Genomic DNA, 13589 nt, shown 5'->3' with positions numbered 1-13589 from the left:
ACCCGGTGCCGGTCGCCACCGCTGACCGTACGCCAACGGTTAGAACTGCCGTTCGAAGTCGACTGGCTCCGAGACAGTGTAGTACGGCCCGCCGAGACGGCCGACAGTGGGGATCTTCTGCATATCGATCTCGCCGTCCGTTAGGATCGTCTCGTCGACGTGGACGTGCTGGACCTCGCCGAGGACCATGGTCCGGTCGCGGACGTCGAACGTCTCGAAGAGGGTACACTCCATGGTGACGACGGCGTCGGCGACGCGCGGCGGGTCGATGGTTCGACACGCTGCTCGCTCGACGCCGGCGACGTCGAACTCGCTTTCGTCCGCTGGGACGCTCTTCGAGGTGTGATCCATCGCCTCGATCAGCGGTTCGGTGACCACGTTCACCGCGAACGCCTCGGTGTCGAGTGCGTTCCGGACCGTGTCCTTCGGCCCGCCGTCGGAAGCCTGCGACGCGTTGAACTGGAGGAGGGGTTCGCTCGACCCGACGTATGTGTACGAAGTAAACTACCCCACCCTACTCCCTCGGCGCATACGCGCCTCGGTCCGTGAGGGTGGGGTTTTGATGTGGACTCCCGGCAATCAGTCTCCAGCAATAGGCTGGTGACTCTTGCCGTTCAACGTCCCACCATTCACACGCACGTCTACTGGTGCGTCTCCGCTCCCCGACTTGGGCGAGGACCGGAGTCTATGTGTTCGCTTCCGAGCGTACCGCATCCCGATGTTCTTTGCGCCGTTGTAGTCCGCGTTCGCTTCGTACCCGCACTTCTGGCAACAGAAGCGTTCTCCGTGGCGGTTGTCGTCGTGTGTGAACCCACAGTCCGTTCGAGAACAGCGTTGTGACGTGTGGTTCGGCTCGACCTGTTCCACGGAGATGTCGCGCTTAGGTGCCTTGTAGGAGACGTACTCGTAGAGGCGTCGGAACGCCCAAACGTGGTGCCACTCTGCCTGCGGAAACCGCTCGCGTATATCGGTCAGGTCCTCGAACACGATAATGTCGCAGTCGTGTTCGACAGCTTCCGTGACGAGTTCGTTTGCGACGGTGTGGATGTACTGTTTGCGCCACGCTTCTTCACGCTTCCCGAGGCGAAGGAGAGCATTGTGCGCGGGTTGCGTCCCACGCTCTTGCATCTCTCCCCGTCGTTTCTCGAACTCGCGGCACCAGTGGTCGTAGTCGTCTCCCTGCCAGAACCGCCCCGTGGAGGAAACGGCGAGGCTATTGACGCCGAGGTCGATACCAAGGACTGTTTGGTGCTCGGTATCTTCCGAAACCTCGGATGAATCGCCGTCTCGATCAGAGTCATACTTCCGAGTGGTGATGTGAAAGTAGAACTCGTCATCCACTGCGTCGTACTGGAGCGTACTCGCTCGGAACTCAAATTCCTCGGATAGCACGTACCGCTCATATGGCGTAGGGCTGTCTGAGGGAAGTTCAAAGTCGCACTCGACACGCCCGTTGATAGTCGAGAGCGAGACTTTGTTCCGGTAGAATGTGGCGCTTCGTTTGTCGTAGAGCATACTCCACGATGTGAACTCCGGTTGACTCACTCGCTTCCCCTGTTTCCACCGTTCGACACATCCGGTGACGGCTTGGACAGCGCGGCGGATGGCTTCTTGGACGAGGTTCGCGGTAAGTTCAGTTTCCTCACGGAGCTCGTCGTACAGAGCGTTTCGTGCGGTTGTGTTGGCCGTGACGCATTCGTTGTAGGAGTGATCGGACCAACAGAACTCAGCAGCACGGTTGGCACACTGAAGAAACTGCCGGGCGGATTCGTGGAGGTCGTCGCGGTGCTCGTCGGGAACGACGAGTTTGACAGGTGCGGTACGCCGGACCTCCATATTTCAGATTAGTAGTTCACGGTTGTTAAAGACCTGGGAGTCGGGCGGTCGTAGTATGCCGGTTGTATCGCACCATGTCGGTTTCCTCTCCGGCCTACTCGCTCACTGCGTTCGCTCCTTGAGGCCGGAGGCTCCACCTCGAAAGTGCTGAACGGGGCGAGGTTGTCCACCCCATCCTCGCCGACCGTGCTCACCCACGCGATCGGGCGGGGCGTGACAGTGCTCTTCACCAGCCGCGCGTTCTCTCGATCCGTCAACTCCGCAACAGCAAATTCGGGCATTGCCGACCGTTCGGTCGCCCGACGTATACCATCGGCGTTGCTGGAAACTCGAGCCATACAGGAGTGGCCAGTGAACCGTGAAGTACCGCAGAGACACGCCCCGAGGTACTCGCCTTGCCCCGCCTGTAGACCCGGGTCGCACTGACCGTTCGTATCAGAACCCCGAGGCGTGTGAGGGAGAGACGGCACCCCCTCGTTGCCCACTGAACTACAGGGAGAAAACGCCGGATAGAAACCCTGTGCCCGGCGTATTCTGGACCCACCGCTACTGAATAGTGGATAGCCCGGGATTCACCCGGGATTTCCTTGCTTTTCGGCTGGCCGGTTGTACAGAGAGGCGGTCTCCCGCAAGAATACGTGTGGTAGCGCGCTGTAGTTGCTCCCAGCGGAGGGGCGGTGCCGAGGGGGAGGTCGCCGCGATGGGCTGACGAGCGAAGGTGAACAGGAGGCAAGCGATCCCTGGGTAGACGATAGCTATCCGTGATATTCGGCGGGGAAGGTCGATAGCGCGATCGGTGATGGGGGGACGCCGCGGAGCGGGGAGAGTCGGCGGTGTGTTCGATCGAGGGGGCGATCGTACTACAGGGACTCGCCGTCCGGGGGTTTTGGGTGCGCGGAACCGGTGGGGTGAACTCGTTCCAGGAGAGTCGATATCGACAGATAGCAGGCTGCTAGCCAGGCATATCGAGCGAAGAGGGGCTATGACGACCGTCGAGGAAAGTGCCAGATAGCAGATAGTAATGGCGAATTCCAGGGAGCCGATACCAACTACAGGGACTCGCAGTCATGCGGTTTCGTCTCTGTATCGATTCCCATATGAGATACGATAGGTTCGGGAACCGTGGTTCAGACCCATCGCGCTGGGGCCGCTCACCACCGATTCTGAAACGGCCGTCCGAGACACCAGATTGCACAGCCCGGGGCATCCCCACCCCCGTACTACAGAACCCACAGTAGAACACGTCTTCCGGGGAATCACTCGCTGTAGTTCCAACATGGGAGATAGAACGTCGGTTCACACTCGACGTTGTGATCGAACGTATCAAGTTTTCGACTATGGATCGCCGAGGTCCTCACGGGGGGCCGGGTAGGGAGAACTGTCGGTGAGTCCGGGGGTGGCGATGGCGACGTCCTCGGAGCACATATTCACGCGACACGGGTTGCGGGACGGAGCAGTGGCTTCAGGACACCCGTTAGCGGCGGTGCCCGCGACGTGTTTGTCTGTCCCTGACGGGCGAGGGTCGTAGTGAGGCGTCCTTCGTGACGTGAGATGGCGTCGAGAGAGATCTACGAGCAGACGTTCGACGAAGACGGACAGCAGACCGACCAGAACACGTGTCCGGAGTGCAGCGGTCGCGTGACGACCAACGTCCACGAGACGGTCTGTGAGGACTGTGGGCTGGTCATCGACGACGAGCAGATCGACCACGGACCGGAGTGGCGAGAGTTCGACGACGACCGGACGGGCAAACGACGAACGGGGTCGCCGAACACGGTCGCACGGCACGACCGGGGCATCGGCACCGAGATCGGCTGGGACCGGGATAGCAACGGGCGGCAACTGGACTACAGCACGCGGCGTCGGCTCTCCAGACTGCGACGGGAGCACCGGCGGGCGAAGGTCGGCTCGAAGGCCGACAACAATCGAATCGCAGGGTTCGTCGACATCCGACGCATCATAAGTGCGCTGGGGTTGAGTCGAAGCGTCCGCGACCAAGCGTGTCAGCTGTTCCGGACGGCACAGGACGAGGGGCTGCTCTGCGGGCGCTCCATCGAGGCGATGGCGTCGGCCTGTGTCTACGCGGTGTGTCGACTCAACGAGCAACCGCGGACATTTGACGACATCGCCACCGTCTCGAAGCTCGGTGCGGAGCGAATACGTCATTGCTACGGCGTGCTGAATCGCGAGCTCGACCTTCCGGTGCCGCTGGCTGGGCCCACACACTACCTCCCGCAGATCGCCTCGGAACTCGACGCTCACAGCGAGACGGAGCGGCGAGCCCGGGAGTTACTCGAACGAGCGGACGACCGGCGCGTCGCGAACGGGAAGAAGCCGATGGGGGCCGCGGCGGGCGCACTGTACCTCGCTGGGCGGACGACGGGCGAGTACTTCGATCAGGACTCGGTCGCGGACGCGGCGGGCGTCTCGACGGTGACCGTCCGAGAGCGGTATCGCGACCTGGAAGACGTCCCGTGTGCTTGAACGCTCGTAGCGACGGGGGTGGCTCAATGGAAGCTGCCGGCTGATCGCTCCACTGAACGCTTAGAGAGTCCAGGTCCGCGACAGTACGGCGACACGGACGGCTCGAGAGGTGCCGCAGGCCGGATGCCGCAAAGCCGGATCGGAGGTGCAAGAGGGCACAAAACGGAGGAGAACTCGTCCGAGCGCTCCCTCCAGATGGGGTCATAGTCGGATGGATCGAGGGGTACTGTCGTTCACCCCTGTATAAACTCCCGGTTAATCGCGGGAATAGAATCTCGGTTGCATCCACGCACCCGTCAGATAGCTATGGATGCCAATGGAATGTCAGGTCACCGTCGATGGGGACGGCGCGCTACCGGGAGCTCGACCAGCGAACCGAGGTCCGTCCTGGAGTCCATGACGCCGAAGCGCGCTGGGTGTCCCAACACATGTTAGGGGACCTCGTCAACGCCGTTACCACGTCAGCCGACGACGAGCCGGAAACGCCGGCGTCTCCCAGCGACAGCACCCCGACGAGGGACCACGACACGCCACCAGTCGCGTCGTCGCAGTCTCCCGAAGCGACCGTCCAAGCGCTCCTGGACGAGCGTGGTGGCCGGATGTTCCAACAGGACGTCGTCGACAACACGGACTACTCGGCGGCGACCGTCAGCAGACTCCTCACCGAGATGGAGGCCGACGGGCAAATCACCCGCTACCGGAAGGACCGCCGCAAGGTCGTCGCGTATCCCGGCCTGGGTCCCGAGTCGGTCAAGCACGGTCAGTGACATCCTCCCCGCGCTGAAGCGCGAGGATTCCTTCGTAGGACATCGGGCCGGTCCATCAGCCCCCGAAGGCAACTTCCTCCCCGAAGGTCGTCGGTGGGTTGCATCACCAAGCGTACGCGCTTCCTCCCACGGTTGAATGGCGGTGCAGGGGCCGGGACAGATATCGACCTCGACGATGAGGACAGACGGCGCGTCGATGGCCCGCTCCAGGAGGTCGACAGGCACGGCCGGCCGACTGGCGCCGTGTACTATCGCTGTACGGTGTGTGGCTCGGAGGCGATGCGCCGACAGGACCTCGAGGACTGCTGTCCGGTCGCGCGGCGCTGAGCAATCCTCTCTGGAGAAACGTTCTCCCTCAATGTCACGTTCTCGCAGGATTTGCGTGCAGTTTTAGCAAGCTAAATCACACTAAATCAGATGATAAATTTCTGATATAACAATGTCGTTTGAGACATAGTTTGTGTGATATCTAGTCCGGTTAATGCTTCCTTGCTTCAATGACGTCGATGAAGTATGACGGAAGCTGTCGCAACGAGGTTGTCTCGTGTCTGTAGGAGCGGTCTTCCTACATGTGCTATCCGGAACGTGTCCGTCGATTCGACGCGTCTCGTCAGTCTCGCTCGTCTCTGCGTCGGGCTGCTTGTCGTCGGGCTGCTGGTCGGAATCTTCACTGCGCAGCCGGTGGCTGCACAGGCCGACAATCCCGTCTGTTCGGGCGAGTCAGGGGTACTGCCGAACATGATCGAGGGGATCGTCCAGTTGACGACGACACTGGGGCTGATGGGCCTGCTCGTCGTCTGGCAGATCGACGAGCTCGCCCAGATGTTCACGGTGCCGGCCGATCGGGTGGAATCCCTCAAGCGACACAAGTATCAAGCGGCGAAGTCCGCGGCCGTGTTGGTCCTGCTCGGTCCGACCTTCACCATCGCCGGGCAGTTGATGCAGTTGCCCGTCGCCCAGTGTGTCGACCTCGTCCCGTTCTAGGATGCGGCAGGTCGGCATCGCACTGAGTGTCGCGCTCCTGTTCGTCGCCTCTGCGACGGCCGTGGTCGGTGGTGACCCACCCAGGCCGGGGACGACCAACAGCTCGCTGTCCGAGAGCGAGGAGGCGACGCTGTGGGCACGCCAGCCCACCGAGGCGTACGTCTCGAACGACGCGTATCAGGAATCGTTCGGCGAGAACCGGACGACGATCCACCAGGTCGCCAACGGGACGGACCTGACGTTCACCGAGCCGCCGTCGACGGCCAGCCGCTGGACGCGCTTCGCTCACGGCGAGTTCGAGCCGGGCGACGCGAGCACCTCGCGGTACCCGCCGACGGCGAACACGACCAACGGCACCTACATCAAGGACGCCCACGCGACGATCTTCGCCGTCTCGCCGTCGACGCGGGCCCACGTGGCGCCTGGCGACGAACGGTTCTACGTCCCGACGGAGGGCGAGGTGCTGGGCCTCGTGGACTATCGGCTCGCTGGCTCGGGCGGTGGAGATCCGCTGCGGCTCTCCGACTCGATGCAGGTCGCCGGCCACGAGGTCTCGGAGACGCGGCTGTACGCCGACGGCGAAGCGATCGCCAACGGGTCGGGCAGTCACCGGCCGGCCCTCAAGTACGCGACCGACAGTGCGTCGAATCTGACCCTGGAGGCGGAGATCACGGTGACGATCGTCCCCGCGTCTGGCGGAGACGCGACCGTTGCGAACGGGACGATTCCCGCCAACGAGACGGGCACCGACGTCCTCACGGAGACGGTCACGGTCCGCGATACCATCGCGGTCGACCTCTACGACCTGCGGGCGTCGGTCCACTACGCTGAGTATCCGAGCGGGGAGACCGGCGTGTCGATCCACCAGACCGAGCCCTGGCAGGGGTACACGCTCGACGAGTCGGGCGACGAGAGAGTCCGAGGCGTCTGGCGGTTCTTCACCGCTCGCAACCCCGAGTGGGACCAGCTGGTCGAGTCCAATAGCACCGACTCGCGACAGGTCGACTCGGACGTCCTGCCGGTCTTCGTCCACGCCTATCCGTCGAAGCTGGGGCCGCGGGCGAAGCCGGAGCACGCGGGGCCGACGATCATCCGGACGTGGGGCGAACAGCGCCGTTCGCCCGCGGGAGCGTTGCCGGAGAACGTGACCGTCGACGTCGTCAACGAATCGTACGAGCCGACCTACGGGCTGGCCATCGAGTCCCGGGCCGTGGATACGGAGAACCTGACCGTCCACGGCATTGTCCACGGGACCAAAGCCAAGCTCCTCGGCCCGCTCGAGGACCGCGAGATACGCGAGAGCGACCTCACGACGGAGATCGTCGACGAGAACGAGAGCGGCATCACGGTCCTGGTGACGCTCCGGGAGGCCGAGTCGGGTGACCCAATCGTCCTCGCCGACGACGACCGCATTGCACCGATCGCGGACCTCGAACGCGAGGGGTACGTCGAGATCGACGGGCAGCGAGTGAAGACCAACGCGACCGGCGAGGCGGTCGTCCACCTCACCGAACAGGGTGTCTACACGGCGCGGTACGAACCCGCGTCGTGGCTGGATAGCTATCCCGTGTACGCCGGTGACTCGGCGATGGTGCGGTGGCACGCACTGGGGTCGATCGATGGGTGGCTGGAGCTGTTCGTCCGGACGGGGCTCTTGCTGGCTCCGTTTTTGGTGGTGTGGTATGCCGGGCGGCAGCTCGGTTCGATGTTCGAATGGAGGCGATACTGATGACGAAGCTTACACGACGCGACGTACTCGGTACCGTCGGAGCAGCCACAGTGTTGGCAGGCTGCTCGGAGAGTAGTTCAACCAGTTCAAGTGGCTTCACCGAGATCGCAGTCGAAGACCAGCAACTCGTCGTCGAGTTCGAGGAGTCACTCGAGGCGGAGACCATCTCCGTGATCGACCCGGCCGGTGAGTCGTTCGCTGAGACGTCCGTGGCCACAGGGGCATCTCGCGTTACGTTCGACATCTCGATGCCATACACGCCCGGTGAGTACCGTCTCGTCGCCGCTGCTGATGACGAGACGCTCGCCGAGACGACGCAGGTAATTCGGCCCGAGTTGGAGATCGTTGACGTCGGCGTCGGCGCGAACCGACTCGACGAGATGCCTGAATCGCTTGGGACAACGAAAGGTAGTCAGGCGGTAGTAGTGGTGGAGAATACAGGGAATGGTCCCGAGGCAATGCAGAAGATGCACTTCCTAGGGGACGTGCCCAATCCGAAGCAAGTAGAAGGTGATCGAACTGGGGTATGGGATCCGGAATCGGGCGGTCGAAGGTATGACCCATTAATAGTGAACGGTGGAGAACGAAGAACTTTCTTCAGCAGTACATTTCCATTCTTCTTCGAGGGGGATGGCATCCGATGCACTTCGACTCAGCAAGAGGGTACATTGACGGTCAAAATCCGTGGTGGGGTAAGTGGAACATCATCTGTACAATATAACGTCGAGTATTCAGCTTCAGACACCTACGATGGTTGCGAGATCTCCCTAAAGGAGGTGTCGTAGTTGGCCGAGATACCGTTTTCCGACTTCGGGATTAAGTGGTTTGAGGATATTGTCGACCAGATTACTGAGTGGTTCGTTGAAGAGTTGGTTACTGGGCTGCATGAAGCTTCTATCTCACTATTCGATACACCACTTCCAGAGGGCGAAGGCATTGATTTGATCTTTTCTCCACCGAGAGGGTCTGACGGTCTTTGGCAGAGCATCTACGAATCGACGGTTGCGGGTGAGACGACGTTCTTCGCTCTATTGATTCTCTTCCTCTGTGTCCAAGGACATCACTTCATCCGGATATTCAATTACGGGAGTGCCTACGAAGCTCGCAAAGCTCGTCGTTCATCTTGGGTAGGGGCATTCCTCATAATCACATGGTACTGGTTGGGGGTACTCGCTCTCTATTTCGTTCAAGGATTGACCGTAGGTTTACTGCCAGATATCGGCAAAGTCGGTGGAGTAGTCGCCGATATCCTCCCCCAGGCGGCCGGCACACCGGGGCTGACCCTCGTGATGGCCAGTTTAGGAGGGCTCGCGATGGTCGCGCTGAAGGCGTTGTTCATCATCCGGGAGTTGCTTCTGTACGTCTATCTGTACGGCATGCCGTTCGGCATCGCCATCGCGTACGGCAACCTGCCGGTCCTCTCGAACATCGCCCGGCGATTGATCGCCCAGTTCATTCCACTGGCCGCGTTGCCCCTGCCGGCAGCCATCCTCTTCCGTGGCTACGAACTGCTGTTCGCTGGCGACCACCAGCTCGAACTCGGCGGACAGTTCGCCCAGTACCTCGTGGTGATCTCGCTGCCGATCATCACCCTGTACGTCACCTGGAAGACGTTCAAGTTCGCCGCGCCGATGGCGTCTCGCGCAATCAGTGGCACGGGACGTGGTGCGGTCCTCGCGGGAACGGTCGCGACGGCTGGGTATCTGGCCGGGCCGACGGCAGCCGCAGCTGGCGCACGGTGGGGACCGACCGCGGCAGCGGGGTCGGCACTCGCCTCCCGGCAGTCGCAGTCGAACAGTTCGGAAGGGCAGGCCCAGGCAGCGGGACCAGGCGATGACGGTGACGGCAGCGGTGGCGGTGGCAGTGGTGGCATCCCCGAGTATCGGCGCTCAGAGAACGATCCTGGATACTACTAATGGCAGACGAACACAGCGCAGCAGCACGACGCATCATGAATCGCCTCGGGGAGGATACGCGCCTCCCCATCGTGAACATCCGCGAGGGTGACGTCGGCGTCCTCCTCGGATTCCCGGTCGCGGGCCTGTTCATCGGCGCCAGCACCGGCTTCGGCGCCCTCGCCATCACCCTCCTGTTCGTCGGGTTCGGGCTCGGCGTGGCCACCGTCTATGCGTCGCCACCGCACCTGACGGCCTGGGAGTGGCTCCGCATCGTCGGCCGCTATGTGTTCAAGCGGCCGCGAGTCACGCACAGCTATCGGGCCGACGACGCGAATCCATCGACGGAGGGTGGCTGGGTCGAGTACACGCCGTTCAGCGTCGACGAATCGACCCAGGAACTCACCAACGTCGAGCGGGCCTGGCCCGGGGCTGGTGCGATCGAGCGGACGGACGGGACGATGGAGGCGTTCGTCGAACTGGAGCCAGCGAACATGGACTTCGCGATGGCCGAGGACTGGCAGACCGTCCAGGAGCAAGCCGAGGAGTTCGCGAACAACGAACTCGACTTCCCGCTCACGTTCTACGCGACGACGCAGGCGTTCCCGGTCGAGCGATTGGTCGCACAACTCGACAGCCGGTTCGACGACCCGGACGTCGAATCCAACCCCGTGTTCCGTGAACTGCTCGGGGAGTACCTCGAGCAGCGACCGGCCGATCTCGCTGGCGCTCGGCAGTTCCACTTCTATCTCGGCGTCGAGGTCGACCGGATGGCGGTCTATCATCGCTACGAGGAGGAACTCACGCCAGGCGAGCAGCTCGTGCGGTTCCCCGTGATCGGGCCGCTGTTCAACCCATTCGTCACTCGACGGGAGGACTACTCGGAGGCCGAGCTCCGGGCGGCGATGTTCGAGAAGCTCGATGACCGCATCCGGACCGTGCGCACCGAGTTCGTCGAGAAGGTCCCCGGGTGGTCTGCGCGGCGATTGGATTCCGTCGAACTGTTCGTGCTGAACGCCGAGTTCTGGAACGGCGAAGAGTACTGTGAGGACGCGGCAGAGCGGCTCGTCCGCGAACAGCCGGTGCTCGACAACTCCGAGCGCGTCGATGCGGAGGTGGATGGATGACGGGCTCATTTGTGTTTCAGATCCAGGCACAGCAGCTGCTCGACTCGCTGCCGCCACTCGTCTCGACGGAGGGCCTGTTCGTCTACGGCCTCGGCAGCGTCGTCCTGCTGATCGCCGTGGCGAACCTGCTCTCGTGGTACCGCGAACGCAAACGTGACGACCCCGTGCTGGACGACCTGCTCGACGAGGAGACGCTGGAGGCGGCCGAGGTGGAGTATCGCGTCCTCGACGAACTGGCCGAACGCCAGCAGGACGTGATGGCGCCAGCGGCCATCGAGTGGGACACACGGACTGCCCGGGTCGGCGAGCAGTGGACCTCGACGCTGTACGTCGCCGAGTATCCGGACGCGCCGAACGACGGCTATCTCAGCGACCTGTTCGAGCTGACCGACGTCGAGTTTGATATCACGGCGCGTGTCGACCCGAGGAACCAGGCGCGAGCCCGGGACGAACTCCAGCGGGTCGCCGACGACCTCCAGGCCGAGGCCGACCTCGAGCGGACCGTGCGGAGTTCGTACCTCCAGGAGCGTGCGAACGCGGCGAGACAGACGTACACCGCGGTCGAGAACGGGCAGAAAGTCTTCGACCAGGAACTCGTCGTCACCGTCCGTGGAAACACGAGAGACGAGCTTCGCCAGTCGGTGAAGCAGGTCCGAGCCGCGCTTCGCGAAGAGCCAGCGCAACTGGAGCCGAAGACGGCTATCTGTACGCAGGATCTTGCCGTGCAATCGGCGGCACCGATCGGGCCGAGCAAGTTGGAAAGGAACGCTGTCGCATTGGGTGGCGCTGTCGGTGCCTTGCTGGCCTCGCCACAGGACGCCACGATTCTTGAGGAGGGTGGCGTCGAGTTCGGCGTTCACAAGGACACGCGCAGTCCGCTCGTCATCGACCCGTTCGCCCGCGAGGACGGCTATGCGATGTTCACCGTGGGCGATCCAGGGTCGGGGAAGTCCTTCGGTTCGAAACAGAACTTCATCCGGACGATCGAACAGGACCCCGACCGCATCGGCGTCATCCTCGAGCCGCTCAACAACTGGGCCGGTGTCGCAGAGGCGCTCGGTGGCCAACGCATCACGGTCGGTGGCACGCTCGGGTTGAACCCACTGGAGATCAAGCCCACGCCAGAGCACGTCCTGCAGGCGCGTGGCAATGATGCGAGTCCCCTGAAGGAGCGTCGGAACCGGGCTGTGAGTTTCTTCGAGAACTTCTTCGCCCACCGTGATATCGAATTGGGCGACCGCAGAACGACGCTGGAACTCGCGATTGACGAGGCGTACCAGCGGAAGGGCATCACCGAAGACGTGACGACGCACGACCGGGAGAGCCCGACCGTTCGAGACGTCCTCGACATCCTAGAGGAGATGAGCGAGAAACCTGAAGAGTACGTCGTCCGCGTCGAAGCGGAAAGTGAGAAGATCGAGACTGACGTCTTGTGGTTGCTCGACCAGTTGCGGCCCTTCGACGAGAACGGGCAGTTAGAGAACCTGGGACGGCACAGCGAGTTCGATATCCGGAATGAGGATCTCGTCTACCTCGATCTCCAGCAGCAAGGCGGTTCGATCGGCGGTCACACGAGTCTCCTGATGGAGTTGCTCATCACGCTCGTCTACGAGCGCGCCAAAGCCACGGACAAAGAGGTCGTTCTCGTCGTCGACGAGGCGCGATACATACTCTCCGATACGGCCACCTTGGAGCATCTGGAGACGATCTTCCGACATCATCGCCATCACGACCTCTCGATACGCCTCGTGACCCAGACCGTCGACGAGTTCTTCCAACAACCCGAGGCGGAGATGATTCTCGATCAGTGCGCCATCAAGCAGTTCCACAAGCTCGACGGCATGGACGAACAGTGGGCCGACGAGTTCGGCTTGAACTACGCGCAGATGCGATTCGTTCAGGACGCGGTCCCAGGGAGTGATGAGAAGGGGTATTCACAGGCGTTGCTCGGAATCGACGGGGAGTGGCGCGGCATGGAGGTTCGAGCATTACCGACTGAAAAGGCTGTCATTGACTATGAACCGCGTTCGAAGCAGGGTGTCGAGGATAATTTGCCACTCGAGGGGATTCGCCGCGGAGGAAAAGGTCCGTTAGCGGGAGACGACTAAACCTAATGCCCGTTACTGTTCACTGGCTGTTTGACAAACGGTGGCAGGCCTGGTGTATACGGTGCTGCATCAAAGTAGCAACTGATATAGAGGGTGATTAGATTTCGGGGAGCATTGAATACATCCGGATTCGACGACGTGCATGCTCCACAGATAAGGTGGACATCGAGTTGCCGATCAAAGTCTTCCTTATGAGCGGTCTCGCTGAGTCCGCAGGCGACACATTCTCGACTATCCCAGTCCCGAACCTTCTCACCTGACCTTAGACCCAAGATATGTGACGGAAGTCGGTCGCTGACGGCTGGTATCGTTCAATACCAGCAGAATCAGAGATTTCATGGTGAGCACTATCCAATTCAGATAGCGAAAAGTCGGTCGTCTATCCACCGGGTCCTAGCTACTACAGAGCAACGCCCTCTGTGAGTTTTCTAGCTGTACCAGGTCACATCAGCTCACGGATGGGTTGGAACCCCCCATCGAGAACAGTCGTATACTCCCCTGAAACAGCCGATTCTGATCATCGATAGTTCTGGTCACTACTGGAGTACAGCAGTGGTGTTCTGGTAGATAGTCCATCACCTGGGGGAGCCTTTCTTCCGGAATATCGTCCCTGTATTTCAATTGGCTGGGTGCGCGACATCGACATGGACCAGTCCTCA

The 13589-nt window shown here is 61.8% G+C and carries 10 protein-coding genes and 1 pseudogene; 9 read left to right on the top strand and 2 right to left on the bottom strand.

From position 1 onward, the window contains the following. Positions 1 to 39: 39 nt before the first annotated feature. A pseudogene (locus HWV07_RS17845) lies at positions 40 to 441 on the bottom strand (flavin reductase family protein); the annotation flags it as partial. Positions 442 to 579: 138 nt separating this feature from the next. After that, positions 580 to 1836, bottom strand: coding sequence for an RNA-guided endonuclease InsQ/TnpB family protein (locus HWV07_RS17840; RefSeq protein ID WP_178335619.1), 1257 nt, complete (start codon positions 1834 to 1836; stop codon positions 580 to 582). Positions 1837 to 3387: 1551 nt separating this feature from the next. Here HWV07_RS17840 and HWV07_RS17835 point away from each other — a divergent pair. The 9 genes from HWV07_RS17835 to HWV07_RS17800 all read left to right on the top strand — a co-directional run bounded on the left by HWV07_RS17835 (position 3388) and on the right by HWV07_RS17800 (position 12930). Further along, positions 3388 to 4320: a transcription initiation factor IIB gene (locus HWV07_RS17835; RefSeq protein ID WP_178335618.1), complete on the top strand. Its 933-nt coding sequence runs from the start codon at positions 3388 to 3390 to the stop codon at positions 4318 to 4320. A gap of 599 nt (positions 4321 to 4919) precedes the next feature. Continuing rightward, complete coding sequence (locus HWV07_RS17830; protein ID WP_178335617.1) at positions 4920 to 5087, top strand: helix-turn-helix transcriptional regulator; 168 nt, start codon at positions 4920 to 4922, stop codon at positions 5085 to 5087. Positions 5088 to 5180: 93 nt separating this feature from the next. Next, entirely contained in the window at positions 5181 to 5414 is a 234-nt protein-coding gene (locus tag HWV07_RS20225) for a DUF8118 domain-containing protein (protein WP_484549445.1), read from the top strand. Between the two features lie 258 nt (positions 5415 to 5672). After that, positions 5673 to 6071: a DUF7985 family protein gene (locus HWV07_RS17825; RefSeq protein WP_246279794.1), complete on the top strand. Its 399-nt coding sequence runs from the start codon at positions 5673 to 5675 to the stop codon at positions 6069 to 6071. 1 nt (position 6072) lies between these two features. After that, positions 6073 to 7800 carry a DUF8186 domain-containing protein gene (locus HWV07_RS17820; protein WP_178335616.1) on the top strand — a complete coding sequence of 576 codons (1728 nt, stop codon included), beginning with the start codon at positions 6073 to 6075 and terminating at the stop codon, positions 7798 to 7800. Continuing rightward, complete coding sequence (locus HWV07_RS17815) at positions 7800 to 8585, top strand: twin-arginine translocation signal domain-containing protein (protein WP_178335615.1); 786 nt, start codon at positions 7800 to 7802, stop codon at positions 8583 to 8585. The genes HWV07_RS17820 and HWV07_RS17815 overlap by 1 nt, the downstream gene beginning before the upstream one ends. Continuing rightward, the gene (locus HWV07_RS17810) at positions 8586 to 9716 is read left to right on the top strand and encodes a TrbL/VirB6 family protein (protein ID WP_211694171.1); all 1131 of its coding nucleotides are present in this window, start codon (positions 8586 to 8588) and stop codon (positions 9714 to 9716) included. It abuts the gene before it with no gap. Beyond that, positions 9716 to 10822: a TraC-like domain-containing protein gene (locus HWV07_RS17805; protein WP_178335614.1), complete on the top strand. Its 1107-nt coding sequence runs from the start codon at positions 9716 to 9718 to the stop codon at positions 10820 to 10822. Before HWV07_RS17810 ends, HWV07_RS17805 begins: the two co-directional genes overlap by 1 nt. After that, positions 10819 to 12930: a VirB4 family type IV secretion system protein gene (locus tag HWV07_RS17800; RefSeq protein ID WP_178335613.1), complete on the top strand. Its 2112-nt coding sequence runs from the start codon at positions 10819 to 10821 to the stop codon at positions 12928 to 12930. The genes HWV07_RS17805 and HWV07_RS17800 overlap by 4 nt, the downstream gene beginning before the upstream one ends. The last annotated feature ends 659 nt before the right edge of the window (positions 12931 to 13589 follow it).

The organism is Natronomonas salina (assembly GCF_013391105.1).
In the GTDB taxonomy this organism is placed as follows: domain Archaea; phylum Halobacteriota; class Halobacteria; order Halobacteriales; family Haloarculaceae; genus Natronomonas; species Natronomonas salina.
This window is presented reverse-complemented; position numbering and strand designations above follow the sequence as displayed.